Here is a 16,490-nt window from a genome sequence, read left to right as displayed (position 1 = left end):
CCACCAGCTCGATTGGCTCAGAACCGCCCGTGCACCGCTTCGGCCGGCGTCTCTTCCTGCTGGCGACGGCCGCTGGCGGCGGGTACCCGCGTCTCCGCGGTCCTGGCCAGTTCCTCGTACTCCGGATCGATCACATTGCGCAGTTCGATGTAACGATCGAGCGCGTTTTCCAGCCGTGGCAGCAGCACGCCGCGTTCGCTGTGCAGCACGCTGTAGTTCGGGCGCGCAGCCGTCATGCCGAGGGTGCTGGAGGACTGGGCCACGAGTGTTGAAGCATCGATGCCGGCTTTTTCGGCCGCCAGTTTCGCCAGATCGAACCAGCTGACCGAGCCGCCGTTGTTCAGGTGCCAGACGCCGCTTTCCCGGTCAATCGCCAGGTCCAGGCAGGTGTGCACCAGGTCCGGCACATAGGTCGGCGAGACGGTCATGTCGTCGGCCGCCACGAAGGTTTCGCCGCGCTCGAGGGCGTTGAGCGCCAGGGTCACGAAATTGTGCTTGTCCCAGGGGCCGAAGAAGGCGCTGGTGCGTACGACCAGGGCGCCGGGGTGCTCGCTTAGTACGGCCGCTTCCGATTCGGCCTTGCTGCGCCCGTAGACGTTGAGCGGCGTGAGCGGGTCGCTCTCGACATACGGCGCCTCCTTGCGGCCATCGAATACGAGGTCGCTCGAGAAGGTGGTCAGGTGCACGCCATGGCGGGCGCAGGCTTCGGCCAGGACGGTGGCGCCATGGGTGTTCTCGCGCATGCAGCGCTCGACTTCGTTCTCTGCATCGTCCACGCGCACATAGCCGCTCGTGTTGATCAGGGCCCAGGGCTTGTGGTGGCTGAGGGCCCGTTCGACCGAGGCCGGGTCGGCGATGTCCATGTCATGGCGCGACAGCAGTTTGTAGGCGAGGTTGCGCTTCTGGCAGACGCGGGCAAAGGCGCGGCCCAGGGTGCCGGTGGCGCCCGTGATCAGGATCGGGGCGACGCCTGCGCCCAGCAGGCGGTGGCCGTCGGCCGAGATCGAGGTGAGGGCAGCCGGGGTGGCGACCGGCGTGCACAGGAAGCGGCCCGGACGGCGCCACCAGCCCTGGCCGCGCAGCACCGGGTGCGACAGCGGCTGCCCGGAAGACAGCTCGCGCATCATCGCGGCCAGCGCGGTCGGGCGCGGCATGGGCGAGCGCACGTCGAACGGGCCCGGCTCGTAATAGCCGGCGTTGCGTGTGACCAGGCTGTTCCAGTCGAAGGAGCCGAGCAGCGACCAGACGGTGACGGCGCGCAGGTCGACGCCATTCTTGCGGGCCGTCTGCGCCGCCTGCCAGATTTCCAGCAGCCAGCGCAACTGGTCTTCGCGGTTGGCGTCGATGTGGGCTTCGGTAATGGCGATCGGCAGGCGGTAGCGGTCCCAGACTTCGGTCAGCAATGGGCCGATGCCGGCCGTCGGCGTGGCCAGCGCGCGCGACGCTTCGATATCGGCGCAGGGGACGCCGTCGGCCATGCCGCGGTGGTGCGGCAGGTAGCGCTCCGGACGGTGGTCGAGCCAGCGTTCGCTGGTGACGTAGTAATTCACGCCGATCACGTCCGGCGGGCAGGTGTTGTCGCGGAACCAGAGCAGGTCGGCTTCGCTGGCGCCCGAGCGGATCAGGTAATTCCAGAGTGGGTGGTCGTGGCCGATCATTCCGCACAGCAGGTCCCAGGCCAGCCAGCGGCGCTCGTTGTAGAACTCGGCGACATGGGCCAGTTCCGGCGTGCTGTAGGTCTTGCCGAGGTCATCCGTTTGCACCAGCTTGGCATTCGGATTGACGGCGCGGATGGCGCGCATGCAGAGCACGACGGCGCGGCACTGGATCAGCAGGGCCTGGATGAAACTATGGTCGTCGCGTGCATGCGGATACCAGACGCCGTACAGGCCGGCAAAACGCGCGGTGGTGCAGGGTTCGTTGACCGGGGTGTAGTACTCGAGCCACGGGTAGCGCGCGGCGACGGCGCCGGCATACTCGGCCAGGCGTTCCGGGAGGGCAGGGTCGAGCAGGCTGGTATCGCGTGGGCCGCTGCCGTGGTGGAGCAGGCCGGCGATCGGCGTGACGCCGGCGTCGCGCAGGGCGGGCAGGCGTTCGTCCGGCCAGGACCAGTCGGCCGTGGCGAGGCCATCGGGTGCCGTGCGCTCCCACAGGATCGGGTAGCGGATGGCGCGGATGCCGGTGTCGGCGAAACGCTGGATGTCGCAATTACGTAGTGCGTGGCCATTGCGGTCGAGCTGGCTGAAATACTCGTCTTGCACACGGTTAACAGTACATTCAAGGCCGCCCCATAATTCGAGTGGGCGGGGTTGGCTGTTCAGGCTCGTGTTATTCATAATTTCACCACTTGTTAGAATTTTAACAACAAAATACTTTTAGACGGTCGCCGAAAAGATAAAGTTCGGAATAATCGACCTCTTGGAACTGTCTGGTTTTTTTTACGGATGAGCGATGCCGCCCTCATTCACGATGGTCAGTAACCGCTTCCCCATGTCGCGGCCCATTGGCAGTGACTCCGATAACCTGCTGCGCGTCGGATCTTCGGCTTGCGATGCTCGCTGTACAACCGTACAGCTGCGCTTCTCAGCCAAAGCTCCTTCCGCTCGCGACGGTTCTCGGAGTCACTTCCGGTTGACAGCGCGCCGTCAACCTGCAAACATGCCATCCATGAAATCTATCAACCCACATTTCTCCCTTTGCACCTGGTGGCGCCGCTGACGACGCGCGGCCCAGACGAGAAGATGTGACTCACATGAACGCCGCCTCGATTCAGGTGGCGTTTTTTTTGGCGCGGCGGGATCGGGGCACAGACTAGGAAATGCAATGACCTCCCCAGCAACCAGTTCCCCAGCAGCGCCCGCACCCGTCATCCTCACCGGCGACCGTCCGACAGGTCCTTTGCACCTCGGCCACTTCGTGGGCAGCCTGCGCAATCGCGTTGCCTATCAAAACGAGTATCAACAGTTCGTGATGCTGGCCGACGCCCAGGCGCTCACCGACAACATGGATGACACGGGCAAGGTACACCGGAATGTGGTCGAAGTGGCGCTCGATTACCTCGCCGTCGGGATCGATCCGACACGCTCGACAATCTTCATCCAGTCCCAGGTTCCTGAGCTGGCGGAGTTGACATTCTATTATCTTAACCTCGTGACTGTCGCCCGTTTGGAACGCAACCCGACGGTCAAGACCGAAATCGCGCTGCGCAACTTCGAGCGCGACATCCCGGCCGGCTTCCTGACCTACCCGGTCAGCCAGGCCTCGGACATCAGCGCCTTCAAGGCCACCCTGGTACCGGTGGGCGAAGACCAGATCCCGATGATCGAGCAGTGCAACGAGATCGTGCGCCGCTTCAACCGCCTGGTGAACAAGGACATCCTGGTCGAATGCAAGGCCCTGGTGCCGGAAATCGGCCGCCTGCCCGGCATCGACGGCAAGGCGAAAATGAGCAAGTCGCTCGGCAACACGATCAACCTGGGCGACACCCCCGACCAGATCCGCGCCGCCGTGAAACAGGTCTACACCGACCCGCTGCACCTGAAGGTTTCGGACCCGGGCCACGTCGAGGGCAACGTCGCCTTCCTCTACCTGGACGCCTTCGACACCGACAAGGCCGCGCTGGAAGAAATGAAGGCGCACTACACGCGTGGCGGCCTGGGCGACAGCATCGTCAAGAAGCGCCTCGACCTCGTGCTGCAGGAGATGCTCGAGCCGATCCGCGCCCGCCGCGAAGAATTCGCGAAGGACAAGGGGCAAGTGCTGCAGATGCTCAAGGAAGGCACGATGAAGGCGCGCGCAGTGGCGGCCGGCACCGTCGACGAGGTGCGCCGCGCGCTGGGTTTGTCGTACTTCTGATGTGGTAGGGGCATACCGCGCTCCCGCGCGTATCGCCCCACGCGCCTTGCGCATCCTGCGCTTGGCGCGGCGCCTTGCGTCATGAGAATCTCCGGTTTCATCAACACCGGAGGACATCATGAGCAAAGGATTGCGCCTGACCGAGACATGGCTGCACCGGGCCCTGTGGCTGGTAGCGTTCGCATTCGCCAGTTTTCTCATCGGCCTGGGCGGGAAGCTGGTCGAGAACATGGCCGATGTCGAAGCGCCCCCGACCCTCGAACAATTCATCGATCCGGCGCAGCTGGCCGCTTTGCGTGCCGACGAAGAAGAGGCCGACAAGCGCAAGACAGCCGCCCGCGAGCGCCACGACCAGGCGGCCCAAAAGCACACAGTCGCCAAGTCGGATACCCGCTCCGCGCGTGCCAGCTTTCACAACTGGCTGGCCACGCGCAGCGTGACGGCGCGTCCGGAGCAGGATAAGGAACTGATTGTCCGGACTGGGGCACTCGACGCCCTGGAAGTGGAGGAGCGGCGCGCGCTCGCGGCGGTGGAAGTGCAGCGCCAGGAGCTGCTCGACGCGAGCCAGCAGGCCGAGCGCGCAACGCGGCGCCGCGCCGACCTGGAACGCCCGGCGCGGGCCAAACAGGCAGACGCCTACGAGGCGCTGACCCTGCGCGTCTTCGCCTACCGCCTGGCATTGACGCTGCCGTTGCTGCTGGCCGCGGGCTGGCTGTTCAAGCACAAGCGCAAGGGCCCCTCGTGGCCCTTTGCCTGGGGCTTCATCTTCTTCGCGCTGTTCGCATTTTTCTTCGAGCTGGTGCCTTACCTGCCGAGTTACGGCGGCTATGTGCGTTACATCGTGGGAATTGTCGTGACGGTGGTGGCGGGGCGCTATGCGATTCAAGCGCTGCAGCGCTATCTGGCGCGCCAGAAGGAAAGCGAAGCGCTGCCGGACGTGCAGCGTCGTCTGACGCTAAGCTACGACACGGTGCTGGTGCGGCTGGGGAAGGGCGTGTGCCCTGGGTGCGAGCGCTCTGTCGACCTGAAAGACGGCGCGACCGATTTTTGCCCGCACTGCGGCATCGGCCTGTTCAACCGATGCGGGGGATGTGCTACGCGCAAAAACGCATTCGGGCGGTTCTGCTTTGCCTGCGGAACCGCCGCGAATACCAGCCTGGCTGATTAATCCTTCAGGTCAGCCGGCACCTTGCCGCCATTGGCAGCGAGCTTGTTCATCACCTGGCGATGCAGCCAGATGTTCATCGAGGCCGAATCGCTGGTATCGCCCGTGTAATGCAGCTCGGCTGCCAGTTCCTTGCGCGACTGCAGGCTGCTGTCGAGGTCGAGCAATTTCAGCAGGTCGACGATCGAGGTGCGCCAGTTCAGCTGCTGGCCCGAGGCTTGCAGCTTGGCGTTCAGGATGACTTCGACGTCGACTTCCTCCATCGCTACAGGGGCAGGGGCTGCGGTCGGTGCAGCAGGAGCGGTCGGCGCCGCCGTCGTCGTCGGACGCGGCGCGGCTGGCGCATTTTGCGCCTGGGCTTTTGCTGCTGCTTCTTTGGCCGAGTTCGAGTTCGGGAAGATCTTGTTGAAAATATTGCTCAGAATGCCCATGGAGTGCTCCTTTGTTGTTGGTGGGTGAGTAAAAACGGCTGAATGGCGACGAATTAACGGCGCTGGATGTTCGACGCCATGTGGGCGAGGGCGATGGCAAGTGCCGCGCCGCCCAGTCCCTTGACGACGTTCGGATGCTGGGCGTAGAAGTCCCCCATGCGATCGACCACGCTCGGGTTTTCTTGTTCCGCTTTCTTGGCGATTTCCTGTACTTCCTCAGGCGAGATTTGCGAGGCCTGCTCTGGGGTGATCTGCGGTTGCTGTCCGTTGCCGCCGCCGTTCAGGAGGCCGCCGAGGATGCCGCCCAGTCCGCCCAAACCGCCGGCCATGCCGCCCAGTCCCCCGAGTCCGCCACTGCCGCCGCCCAGGCCGCCACTGCCGCCGCCCAGGCCGCCAAGTCCGCCCGCACCGCCGCGGCCGGAAAGCATGCCGATCAGGGAAGGGCCTGCGGCAGCGATCAACTGGTTCAACATGCCGGCGCGTTCGTTCGGGTTACTTTGACCGAACATCTGTCCGACCATTTGCGGGAAAGGTGGCGTCTGGTCCGAACGCAAGGCCTGGGTCACGCCCTGCGCGACGGTTTCGCGCGGCGCTTCCTGCGCGACGCGGTCGAAGTCTTCCTCGGGACGGCCAGTGTTGGCGCCCTGTGCGCCGCCCAGATATTGCTGCAACAAATTTCCCAAATCGAAAGCCATGGTGTTCTCCTGCTTGAATGACAAGGTGAAGGACGAGGGTAGGGCGCACGCTTGCGCGACTCGGTACGGTATCGAACGTAGTAGGCACAATCAGGCAGATAAGCAGGCGCATCGGTGCCGACTAGCAATTGCACGCGCAGCGCGCTAAGCTGACGAGATGCACTATCTGCCCATTTATCTGTTTGCCGCCATCTATGCAGCCGCCATGCTGGTCTGGGATTTGCCCTGGCTGGTGGCCGGCGCTTACCTGATCACGAGCCTCACCTGCTTCGTTGCCTACGCGATCGACAAGTCGGCTGCCAGCAACGGCAACTGGCGCACGCCCGAGCGCAGCTTGCTGCTGCTGGGACTGGTGGGCGGCTGGCCAGGCGCGCTGCTGGCCCAGCAGTGGCTGCGCCATAAAACATCCAAGCGTTCGTTCAGGCAGATGTTCTGGGTCACCGTGGTGGCCAACATCGTCGGCTTCCTCTGGCTGTCCTCGCGGCTGGCGGCCGGCTGACATGGCATTGCCCGCCGGCTCCTGGCCTTACCCGCGCGTGCTGGCCCACCGCGGCGGCGGCGTGCTGGCGCCGGAAAACACCCTGGCCGGCCTGCGCGAGGGGCTCAAGCGAGGCTACCGCGCCATCGAATACGACATCATGCTGGCGCGCGACGGCGTGCCGGTGGTGATGCACGACCCCTACCTGGGGCGCACGGTGGCCGGCTCCGGCAATGTCTACGACTACGACGCGGCCGAACTGGCGCTGCTCGATGCCGGCGGCTGGTTCGCACGCGAGCACGAGGGCGAGCCGGTGCCCTTGTTCGTCGAGTTCGCCGGCTTCTGCAAGGCGCATGGCGTGTGGATGAACATGGAGATCAAGCCGGCGCCCGAGTACGAGCTGGAAACCGGCGGCACGGTGGCGCGCATCGCCGCGGCCCTGTTTGCCGACGAGATCGCGCGCGGGGACCTGGCGGCGGTGCCGCTGCTCTCGTCCTTCAGCATGCTGGCGCTGGAGTCGGCACGCGAAGTCGCGCCCCAGGTGCCGCGCGCCTGCCTGATGAGCGAATTGCCGCCCGACTGGGAACGCCGTGCGCAGGAGGTGGGGGCGGTCGCCATCCACACCAACCACAAGCACCTCACGCCCCAGCTGGCGCAGGAGGTGCGGGCGGCCGGCTTCGGGCTGTTTTGCTATACCGTCAACGATCCGGCGCGGGCGCGTGAATTGCTGGGCTGGGGCGTCGAGGCTTTCTGCACCGATCGTATCGACCTGATTGGGCCGGATTTCGCGTAGGGCGGTGTGCGGGCGGGGTGGGGCTGTTGCCTGCTCTGTTATCGGTATCTTGAATCCGCGTGGGCTCGGAGAGCCCACCCTACGGATTGCGCACACCAATAAGGCCACAGGCAACAGCCCCACTAACCGCGCCGGATTTCGCCTGATTCCCGCTATAATCGTTGCTTTATCTACCGTACTGCGCTCTTTCCGCACCCACCAACATGAAATCTTCCGAAATTCGCGAAAAGTTCCTCAAGTTCTTTGAGTCCAAGGGCCATTCGATCGTACGCTCCAGCCCCCTCGTGCCGGGCAACGATCCGACCATGTTGTTGACCAACAGCGGAATGGTGCAGTTCAAGGACGTTTTCCTCGGTCTCGATTCGCGCCCCTACTCGCGCGCGACCTCGGTGCAGCGCTGCGTGCGCGCCGGCGGCAAGCACAATGACCTGGAAAACGTCGGCTACACCGCGCGTCACCACACCTTCTTCGAGATGCTGGGTAACTTCAGCTTCGGCGACTATTTCAAGCGCGACGCCATCAACTATTGCTGGGAACTGCTGACCAAGGTCTACCAGCTGCCGGCCGAGAAGCTGACCGTCACCGTCTACTTCGAGGACGACGAAGCCTACGACATCTGGGCCAACGAGATCGGCGTGCCGAAAGAGCGCATCATCCGCATCGGCGACAACAAGGGCGCGCGCTACGCGTCGGACAATTTCTGGCAGATGGCCGACACCGGCCCTTGCGGCCCGTGCACCGAAGTGTTCTACGACCACGGCGCCGACATCTGGGGCGGCCCTCCCGGTTCGGCCGAGGAAGACGGCGACCGCTTCATCGAGATCTGGAACCTGGTCTTCATGCAGTTCAACCGCGATGAATCGGGCACCCTGACGCCGCTGCCGAAGCCGTCGATCGACACCGGCATGGGCATGGAGCGCCTGGCCGCCGTGCTGCAGCACGTGCACAGCAACTACGAGATCGACCTGTTCCAGGCGCTCATCAAAGCTGCCGCGCGTGAAACCGGCGCCACCGACCTGAACAACAATTCGCTGAAAGTCATCGCCGACCACATCCGCGCGGCGTCCTTCATGATCGTCGACGGCATCATCCCGAGCAGCGAAGGCCACGGCTACGTCCTGCGCCGTATTATCCGCCGCGCACTGCGCCACGGCCACAAGCTGGGCCAGACCCGTCCATTCTTCTTCAAGCTGGTTGAAGACCTGGACCTGGAAATGGGCACCGCCTATCCGGAACTGACGGATGCAAAAGAGCGCGTCGCCCAGGTGCTCAAGGCCGAGGAAGAGCGTTTCGGCGAGACGCTGGAAAACGGCATGAAGATCCTCGAAGCCCAGCTGGCCAAGGATGCGAAGAACCTCGATGGCGGCACCGCCTTCACGCTGTACGACACCTACGGCTTCCCGCTGGACCTGACGGCCGACATCTGCCGCGAACGCGGCGTGACGCTGGATGTTGACGGCTTCACCGCCGCCATGGAGCAGCAGAAGAAGACGGCACGCGCCGCCGGCAAGTTCAAGATGGCCGCCAAGGTGGAATACGCAGGCGAAAAGACCAAGTTCGTCGGCTACGAGTCGCTGGTGCATAACACCCACGTGCTGGCGCTGTATTCCGAAGGCGTCTCGGTGCAGGAACTCAAAGCCGGCCAGGAAGGCATCGTCGTCCTCGACACGACGCCGTTCTACGCCGAATCCGGCGGCCAGGTGGGCGATCATGGCTCGATCCGCGCCACTGGCGGCGAGTTCGAAGTCGAAGACACGCTCAAAATCCAGGCGGAAGTGTTCGGCCACCACGGCGTGCTGCGCAGCGGTTCGCTGAAAGTGGGCGACACGGTGGACGCCCAGGTCGACCAGGCCAAGCGCGCCCGCACCATCCGCAACCACTCGGCGACCCACCTGATGCACAAAGCCTTGCGCGAAGTGCTCGGCTCGCACGTCCAGCAAAAGGGCTCGCTGGTCGACCCGGACAAGACCCGTTTCGACTTCAGCCACAACGCACCGGTGACCCAGGAACAGATCGCCCAGGTCGAGACGATCGTGAATCGCGAGATCCTCGAGAACCATCCGACGCAAGCGCATAACATGAGCTTCGACGACGCCGTAAAACATGGCGCGATGGCGCTGTTCGGCGAGAAGTACGGCGACGAAGTGCGCGTGCTCGACATCGGCTCCTCGAAAGAGCTGTGCGGCGGCGTCCACGTGACCCGCACCGGCGACATTGGCCTGTTCAAGATCGTGGCCGAAGGCGGCGTCGCTGCCGGCATCCGCCGCATCGAAGCGGTGACGGGCGAGGGCGCGCTGGCATGGGTGCAGGCGACCAATGCCAAGCTGCTGGCCGCTGCCGGCGCCCTCAAGACGGCGCCGGAAGAACTGCCGTCGCGTATCGCGCAAGTGCAGGACCAGGTGAAACTGCTCGAGAAGGAAGTCGCGGCGCTGAAGTCGAAGATGGCTTCCGGCCAGGGCGACGAGCTGGTCAACCAGGCGGTCGATGTGAATGGCATCAAGGTGCTGGCCGCGACGATGGACGGCGCCGACGTGACGAGCCTGCGCGAGACGATGGACAAGCTCAAGGACAAGCTGGGCTCGGCCGCCATCGTGCTGGCCAGCGTGGTGGACGGCAAGGTCAGCCTGATCGCGGGCGTGACCAAGGATGCCACGGGCAAGGTCAAGGCCGGCGAACTGGTCAACTTTGTGGCCCAGCAAGTGGGCGGCAAGGGCGGCGGACGTCCTGACATGGCGCAGGCGGGCGGTACCGATCCGTCGGGCCTGCCGGCGGCGCTGGCTGGCGTGGCTGCCTGGGTCGGCGAACGCGCGTAACAGCAAACGTTCGTCGGGTGGACGGGTTCCCCGCCCACCCGACGTCATTATTTCTCAATCGCACCGAAATGGTGCATCTGCGCTCATCCATCCTGCATTGCTTACGTCATCCTTACTAGGGGCGATGTTTCTCCCCGTACCCATTCCGGTGCGCGCACGCAACAATTCGTGACTATTTTGGTGCGGCGCGTCATAATCCGGGAATTGGAGTAGTATGCAATCAGTATCACCACCTAGGCAGGCATGCGATGAGCGACACCATTCTCGACACTGACACGATTCACTTCCAGGCGGACCTGGACGCACGCGGCCTGAATTGTCCGCTGCCCATCCTGAAAGCCAAGAAGGCGCTGGCTGAGCTGGCGTCCGGCGAGGTGCTGCGCATCACGGCCACCGACACCGGTTCCGTCCGCGACTTCCAGGCCTTTGCCAAGCAGACCGGCAACGCGCTGCTGTCCCACTCGCACAGCAATGGCGAATTCGTCTTCCTGATGCGCCGCAAGTAAGGCGCCTCAAGCGGCGGGGCAGGAAATGCCCCGTCGTATCCCCTGTTTTCCTCGATCGCAGATTTTTGGAAGCATCCCTCTAGCCAAAAATCGCACGATCGTGCTTTAATTTAGCCCTGAAGCTGTTTATCTCTTATAATCTAGGCCACTCTAGACCTCTTCAATTTTTCAAAGGCACACCTATGAAAGTCCTGGTACCCGTCAAACGCGTGGTCGACTATAACGTCAAGGTCCGCGTCAAGTCCGATGGCAGCGGCGTGGATATCGCCAACGTCAAGATGTCGATGAACCCGTTCGATGAAATCGCGCTCGAAGAAGCGACCCGTTTGAAGGAAGCCGGCAAGGTCACCGAAGTCGTCGCCGTCTCGATCGGCGTGCCGCAGTGCCAGGAAACCCTGCGCACCGGCATGGCGATTGGCGCCGACCGCGGCATCCTGGTCGAAACCAATGGCGAGACCGAGCCGCTGGGCGTGGCCAAGATCATGAAGGCGCTGGCCGACAAGGAACAGCCGCAGCTGATCATCCTGGGCAAGCAGGCGATCGACGACGATTCGAACCAGACCGGCCAGATGCTGGCGGCCCTGCTGGGCTGGCCACAAGCCACCTTCGCCTCGAAAGTCGTGCTGGAAGACGGCAAAGTCACCGTGACGCGCGAAGTCGACGGCGGCCTGGAAACGGTCTCCTTGACCCTGCCGGCCATCATCACCACCGACCTGCGCCTGAACGAGCCGCGCTATGTCACGCTGCCGAACATCATGAAGGCCAAGAAGAAGCCGCTGGAAACGATCAAGCCGGAAGACCTGGGCGTCGACGTGGCCCCGCGCCTGAAGACCCTGAAGGTCGTCGAGCCGGCCAAGCGCTCGGCAGGCATCAAGGTGCCGGACGTCGCCACGCTGGTCGCCAAGCTGCGCAACGAAGCCAAAGTCATCTGAGCGGCCATTGCCGTCAACTAAATAATAGGAAACATCATGGTCGCATTAGTTATCGCTGAACACGACAATGGCTCGCTGAAAGGCAGCACCCACCACACGGTAACCGCAGCGCTTCAATGCGGCGGCGACGTCCACGTGCTGGTCGCAGGTTCGAACTGCGGCGCCGCCGCCGAAGCCGCCGCGCAAATCGCCGGCGTCTCCAAAGTGCTGGTCGCCGACGCGCCATACTTCGCCGACGGCCTGGCCGAGAACGTGGCCGAGCAGATCCTGGCCGTGGCCGCTTCGTACTCGCACATCCTGGCGCCAGCCACCGCCTACGGCAAGAACATCCTGCCGCGCGTGGCCGCCAAGCTGGACGTCGCCCAGATCTCGGAAATCACCAAGGTCGATTCGCCCGACACCTTCGAGCGCCCGATCTACGCCGGTAACGCGATCGCCACCGTGCAGTCGACCGACTCCATCAAAGTCATCACCGTGCGCGGCACCGGCTTCGATTCGGCCCCTGCCACCGGTGGCTCGGCCGCCGTCGAATCGATCGCTGCAGCTGCCGACTTCGGCAAGTCGGCCTTCGTCGGCCGTGAGCTGGCGAAATCGGACCGTCCGGAACTGACGGCTGCCAAGATCATCGTCTCCGGTGGCCGCGGCATGGGCTCGGGCGACAACTTCAAGCTGCTCGAACCGCTGGCCGACAAGCTGGGCGCGGCCATGGGCGCCTCGCGCGCCGCCGTCGATGCCGGCTACGTGCCGAACGACTGGCAGGTTGGCCAGACCGGCAAGATCGTCGCGCCATCGCTGTACATCGCCGTCGGTATCTCGGGCGCGATCCAGCACTTGGCCGGCATGAAGGATTCGAAGACCATCGTCGCCATCAACAAGGATCCGGAAGCGCCGATTTTCTCGGTGGCTGACTACGGCCTCGTTGGCGACCTGTTCGAAGTCATTCCAGAGCTCGTCAAGGAACTCGGTTAAGCAACGTAGGGTGGGCACTTGTGCCCACGCGGTTCACCCGTCGCGACCAGGTAACGGTACGATGTTTGATCCGCACGTAAACCGCGTGGGCACGAGTGCCCACCCTACAAGAACAAAATTCAGGCCACGCTGGTCCGGCAAATACCGGCTGTCGTGGCCTGTTTTACATCCAAAAATCTGAGGAGAGACTCGTGAGCTACCAAGCCCCGATCAAAGACATGCTGTTCGTCCTGAACGAACTGGCCGGTATGCAGCAGGTGAGCCAGCTGCCCGGCTGCGAAGACGCGACCGCCGACACGGTCGTCGCCGTGCTGGAAGAGAATGCGCGCTTCTGCGGCGAAGTCGTCGCGCCCCTGAACAAACCGAGCGACAAGGACCCGAGCTTCTGGCACGACGGCCAGGTCACCACCTCCGCCGGTTTCAAGGTCGCCTTCCAGGCCTTTGGCGAATCCGGCTGGCAGGGCATCCAGCATCCGCAAGAATTCGGCGGCCAGGGCTTGCCGAAACTGGTCGGCACGCCATGCACCGAGATGCTCAATGCCGCATCGATCTCGTTCGCGCTCGTCGCCTTGCTGACCGACGGCGCCATCGAAGCTTTGCTCACAGCAGGTTCCGACGAACAGAAAGCCACCTACCTCGAGCCGCTCATCACCGGCAAGTGGACCGGTACCATGAACCTGACCGAGCCGCAGGCAGGTTCGGACCTGGCCGCCGTGCGCACCCGCGCCGTGCCGCAGGGCGACGGCACCTATAAAATCTTCGGCACCAAGATCTTCATTACCTACGGCGAGCATGACATGGCCGAGAACATCATCCACCTGGTGCTGGCCCGTACGCCGGACGCGCCACCGGGCGTGAAGGGGATCTCGCTGTTCATCGTGCCGAAGTTCATGGTCAACGCGGACGGCACGCCGGGCGCGCGCAACGACGCGCACTGCGTCTCGATCGAACACAAGCTGGGCATCAAGGCCAGCCCGACCGCGGTGCTGCAGTTCGGCGACAACGGCGGCGCCATCGGCACCCTGGTCGGCGAAGAAAACCGCGGCCTGGAATACATGTTCATCATGATGAACGCGGCACGCTTCGGCGTCGGCATGCAGGGCATTGGCCTGGCGGACCGCGCCTACCAGCAGGCCGTGGCCTTCGCCAAGGACCGCGTGCAGTCGCGCGACCTGGCTGGCTCTGCCGGTCCGGTCGCCATCATCCACCATCCGGACGTGCGCCGCATGCTGATGTCGATGCGTTCGCAGACGGAGGCTGCGCGTGCGCTGGCCTATGTCGGCGCCGGCATTTCGGATATCGCCCACTATCACGCCGACGAGGCGACGCGCAAAGCCAATCTCGCTGTCTACGAATACCTGGTCCCGGTGATCAAGGGCTGGTCGACCGAGATGAGCGAGAACGTCGCGCGCGACGGCGTGCAGGTGCATGGCGGCATGGGCTTCATCGAAGAGACGGGCGCCGCGCAGCACTACCGCGACGCCAAGATCCTGACGATCTACGAAGGCACGACCGCCATCCAGGCGAACGACCTGGTCGGCCGCAAGACCGTGCGCGATGGTGGCGCGGTGGCGAAATCGATCATCGCCCAGGTGCGTGCGACCGAAGCCGCGCTGGCTGAAGTGCAGGGCGCGGATTTTGCCGCGATCGGCAAGCAGCTGGCGCTCGGTTCGACCGCACTGGAAGAAGTCGTCGACTACGTCGTCGCCAACGTCAAGCTTGATATCAAGGGCGTGTTTGCCGGTTCGGTGCTTTACCTGAAGCTGGCCGGCATCGTGCTGGGCGGCTGGCAGATGGCGCGCGCGGCCTTGGTCGCGCAGCAAAAGCTCGATGCAGGCGAAGGCGATGCCGCCTTCCTGCGCGCCAAGATCGCCACCGCGCGCTTCTTCGCCGACCACATCCTCTCAAGCGCGGGCGGCTTGCGTACGGCGATTGTCGAAGGCAGTGCCGGCGTGCTGGCGCTGGACCTCGAGCAGTTCTGATCGCGGGAGGGCTAGTCCCTCCTGGCGCCAGACTAAAAAAGCGGCCCTCGCAGGCTGTGTAGATAGTCTGCAGAGTGCAAGCAGTGAAAAACAATGCCCCGCATCTTGCGGGGCATTGTTTTTTTGGGGAGACGTAAAAGCCCTCAGGCCCTGATGGCAGCCAGGGTCCAACCAGCGCCCTTCCAGTTGGTCACGCGTTTCAGGTTATATGCAAGCACCGCCAGGCTCAGTTCGCCTTTAGCGCCGCTCAGACCTCGCATCAACAGGCGCGCGTTGCGCAGGATTTCGTGTTTGATGGTGCCAAATGGGTGTTCGACGGTTCGGCGGCGCAGCTTCATCATTTCCGGTTGCTGTGCGACACGGCGTGCATTGGCCTCGACGGCATCAGCATTGAGTAACCGCGATACAAAGCGCTGCTTGGCGCCAGTGCACTGCGGCTTGAGGATACAGACCCTGCAGCGTTCGGCCGGGGCTGCGTACACCACGGTTTTCTCCTTGCGCAAGACCTGTCTGCGCTGCAAGAGTTCGTTGGCTGGGCATACATAGCAGTCGCGCTCGCGGTCGTAACTGAAGGTCTCGAGGCGGTAGTATTGTCCTTTGCCCCGGGGATTGCCGCTCTCGAGCGTAGCGACGAATGCCTTTTGGCCAGCCTGGTCCAGCAATTGCAAGTGGTCTGCGTTAGCGTAGCCGGCATCGGCCACCACTGCGGGAACAGCGTCCAGCACCTGTGTTGTTGCCTGCGCCATCGGAGCGAGTTGCTTGATGTCGGATGTGTCGTTGCACACTTCGTGATGCACGATCAGATGGCTGTGGGCGTCAACCGCCGTTTGAAGGTTGTAGCCGGGAGCCCCGTGCAACGATTTCATGGCCCGTGCCTGCGGCTCACCCTGCACCGACAGCGTCGACTCGCTGCCGTCCATCCGGTCGATCTCGCCGTGGATTTCCGTTTGTCGCTGCTGCAGTCGCGTCAAGGCAGCCTGCACAGCCTTGCGGTCCGTTGTCTCACCGATCTCGTCCTGGTCTGTATTGTCCAGCCGCGACAGGTAGCCGGCGATCTCCTCGGCAATGGCCTGCTGCGTGCGTTGCAAATCGACCTTGCGGGCCAGGGCTTTCTTCGATGCTACTGCACGAATCTTGCTGCCATCGATCGCAACCAACTCTCCCTCGATGAGTCGTGCCTGGCGTGCGAACTGGACGAAAGAGGCCGACACGGCGACCAGGCCGGCACTGTTCTCGCGCCGGAATTCTGCGATAGTCTTGTGATCCGGGGCCAGTCGGCCAAGAAGCCACATCACTTCGACGTTGCGATGGCACTCTCGTTCCAGAGCACGGGACGAGCGCACACCATTGAGGTAACCGCATACGTACAGCTTGAGCAGATCAGCCGGATCATAGGGTGGACGGCCCATGCGCTGTGCCTGGGTCTTCGAAAAGCCCAGCGCCGTCAGATTCAGGCGCCCGATCCAGGCGTCGATAACCCGTACCAGCGCATCGGGCCCTACCAGATCGTCGAGCATGACGGGGAACAACGCCGCCTGTGTCCTGCTTTCACCTCTTCGATGTGCCATCTGCCCCCCCCGGAATGAACAAAGCCTCCCGAGTTTGACCTCGGGAGGCTTTGTTGGTTTACCTTCGACGCAGACTATTTACACAGCCTGCTCGGGTCGCTTTTTTTATGTCTTGATGGGAAGCGGATGCGCAATCCGCTGAGCTTGATCCAGGTTAAACGGAAATTTACGGCCGCGTTCGTAAAGTCGTTTTACCCCATCCATACCTGGAGCCCACAGTGAAAAATACTTTACGCGCACATACCGATGGCCGTTTCTGGCCCTGGTCGCCCTCGTCTTGCTGGCTGCCTGTGGCGGTGGCGG

Annotated in this window: 13 protein-coding genes; 9 read left to right on the top strand and 4 right to left on the bottom strand. The window is 63.6% G+C overall.

Translation table 11 applies throughout. The annotated features are described in order from the left end of the window. Window positions 1-17: 17 nt before the first annotated feature. Window positions 18-2,336 carry a family 1 glycosylhydrolase gene (locus tag NMB41_RS18135; RefSeq protein ID WP_494379196.1) on the bottom strand — a complete coding sequence of 773 codons (2,319 nt, stop codon included), beginning with the start codon at window positions 2,334-2,336 and terminating at the stop codon, window positions 18-20. Window positions 2,337-2,823: 487 nt separating this feature from the next. On the opposite strand from NMB41_RS18135, the gene trpS reads away from it, so the two are divergent. After that, window positions 2,824-3,855 carry a tryptophan--tRNA ligase gene (gene trpS, locus NMB41_RS18130; protein ID WP_494379195.1) on the top strand — a complete coding sequence of 344 codons (1,032 nt, stop codon included), beginning with the start codon at window positions 2,824-2,826 and terminating at the stop codon, window positions 3,853-3,855. Between the two features lie 118 nt (window positions 3,856-3,973). After that, window positions 3,974-5,023: a serine endopeptidase gene (locus NMB41_RS18125; protein ID WP_494379194.1), complete on the top strand. Its 1,050-nt coding sequence runs from the start codon at window positions 3,974-3,976 to the stop codon at window positions 5,021-5,023. Here the strand turns inward: NMB41_RS18125 and NMB41_RS18120 are convergent. Then, window positions 5,020-5,451 carry a DUF3597 domain-containing protein gene (locus tag NMB41_RS18120; RefSeq protein WP_494379193.1) on the bottom strand — a complete coding sequence of 144 codons (432 nt, stop codon included), beginning with the start codon at window positions 5,449-5,451 and terminating at the stop codon, window positions 5,020-5,022. The genes NMB41_RS18125 and NMB41_RS18120 overlap by 4 nt on opposite strands. A 53-nt stretch (window positions 5,452-5,504) precedes the next feature. Next, window positions 5,505-6,146: a hypothetical protein gene (locus tag NMB41_RS18115; protein WP_494379192.1), complete on the bottom strand. Its 642-nt coding sequence runs from the start codon at window positions 6,144-6,146 to the stop codon at window positions 5,505-5,507. Window positions 6,147-6,303: 157 nt separating this feature from the next. On the opposite strand from NMB41_RS18115, the gene NMB41_RS18110 reads away from it, so the two are divergent. From NMB41_RS18110 to NMB41_RS18080, 7 genes are all read left to right on the top strand, one after another. Beyond that, window positions 6,304-6,645, top strand: coding sequence for a DUF1294 domain-containing protein (locus NMB41_RS18110; protein ID WP_494379191.1), 342 nt, complete (start codon window positions 6,304-6,306; stop codon window positions 6,643-6,645). 1 nt (window position 6,646) lies between these two features. Continuing rightward, window positions 6,647-7,417, top strand: a complete 771-nt coding sequence (gene ugpQ, locus NMB41_RS18105; protein WP_494379190.1) for a glycerophosphodiester phosphodiesterase — start codon at window positions 6,647-6,649, stop codon at window positions 7,415-7,417. 203 nt (window positions 7,418-7,620) lie between these two features. Then, the gene (gene alaS, locus NMB41_RS18100) at window positions 7,621-10,230 is read left to right on the top strand and encodes an alanine--tRNA ligase (RefSeq protein WP_494379189.1); all 2,610 of its coding nucleotides are present in this window, start codon (window positions 7,621-7,623) and stop codon (window positions 10,228-10,230) included. Window positions 10,231-10,478: 248 nt separating this feature from the next. After that, window positions 10,479-10,736, top strand: coding sequence for a sulfurtransferase TusA family protein (locus NMB41_RS18095; protein ID WP_494379188.1), 258 nt, complete (start codon window positions 10,479-10,481; stop codon window positions 10,734-10,736). A 182-nt stretch (window positions 10,737-10,918) separates the two neighbouring features. After that, on the top strand, window positions 10,919-11,668 hold the full coding sequence (locus tag NMB41_RS18090; RefSeq protein ID WP_494379187.1) for an electron transfer flavoprotein subunit beta/FixA family protein: 750 nt from the start codon (window positions 10,919-10,921) through the stop codon (window positions 11,666-11,668). A 36-nt stretch (window positions 11,669-11,704) separates the two neighbouring features. Then, window positions 11,705-12,637 (top strand): electron transfer flavoprotein subunit alpha/FixB family protein, encoded by a 933-nt coding sequence (locus NMB41_RS18085; RefSeq protein ID WP_494379186.1) that lies wholly within the window; start codon window positions 11,705-11,707, stop codon window positions 12,635-12,637. 191 nt (window positions 12,638-12,828) lie between these two features. Beyond that, entirely contained in the window at window positions 12,829-14,619 is a 1,791-nt protein-coding gene (locus tag NMB41_RS18080; protein ID WP_494379185.1) for an acyl-CoA dehydrogenase, read from the top strand. Window positions 14,620-14,762: 143 nt separating this feature from the next. Here the strand turns inward: NMB41_RS18080 and NMB41_RS18075 are convergent, their stop codons facing one another. Next, window positions 14,763-16,136: an IS1182 family transposase gene (locus NMB41_RS18075; RefSeq protein ID WP_494379184.1), complete on the bottom strand. Its 1,374-nt coding sequence runs from the start codon at window positions 16,134-16,136 to the stop codon at window positions 14,763-14,765. Between the last annotated feature and the right edge of the window lie 354 nt (window positions 16,137-16,490).

It is taken from the genome of Massilia sp. FBCC-B171 (assembly GCF_059134155.1).
Note: the sequence above shows the minus strand (reverse complement) of the source record. Positions and strands in the feature narration are given on the sequence as shown.

Excerpts from the sequence above, each read along its gene's own strand:
- NMB41_RS18135 (WP_494379196.1), bottom strand. The coding sequence starts at position 2,336 with ATGAATAACACGAGCCTGAACAGCCAACCCCGCCCACTCGAATTATGG.
- trpS (WP_494379195.1), top strand. The coding sequence starts at position 2,824 with ATGACCTCCCCAGCAACCAGTTCCCCAGCAGCGCCCGCACCCGTCATC.
- NMB41_RS18125 (WP_494379194.1), top strand. The coding sequence starts at position 3,974 with ATGAGCAAAGGATTGCGCCTGACCGAGACATGGCTGCACCGGGCCCTG.
- NMB41_RS18120 (WP_494379193.1), bottom strand. The coding sequence starts at position 5,451 with ATGGGCATTCTGAGCAATATTTTCAACAAGATCTTCCCGAACTCGAAC.
- NMB41_RS18115 (WP_494379192.1), bottom strand. The coding sequence starts at position 6,146 with ATGGCTTTCGATTTGGGAAATTTGTTGCAGCAATATCTGGGCGGCGCA.
- NMB41_RS18110 (WP_494379191.1), top strand. The coding sequence starts at position 6,304 with ATGCACTATCTGCCCATTTATCTGTTTGCCGCCATCTATGCAGCCGCC.
- ugpQ (WP_494379190.1), top strand. The coding sequence starts at position 6,647 with ATGGCATTGCCCGCCGGCTCCTGGCCTTACCCGCGCGTGCTGGCCCAC.
- alaS (WP_494379189.1), top strand. The coding sequence starts at position 7,621 with ATGAAATCTTCCGAAATTCGCGAAAAGTTCCTCAAGTTCTTTGAGTCC.
- NMB41_RS18095 (WP_494379188.1), top strand. The coding sequence starts at position 10,479 with ATGAGCGACACCATTCTCGACACTGACACGATTCACTTCCAGGCGGAC.
- NMB41_RS18090 (WP_494379187.1), top strand. The coding sequence starts at position 10,919 with ATGAAAGTCCTGGTACCCGTCAAACGCGTGGTCGACTATAACGTCAAG.
- NMB41_RS18085 (WP_494379186.1), top strand. The coding sequence starts at position 11,705 with ATGGTCGCATTAGTTATCGCTGAACACGACAATGGCTCGCTGAAAGGC.
- NMB41_RS18075 (WP_494379184.1), bottom strand. The coding sequence starts at position 16,136 with ATGCTCGACGATCTGGTAGGGCCCGATGCGCTGGTACGGGTTATCGAC.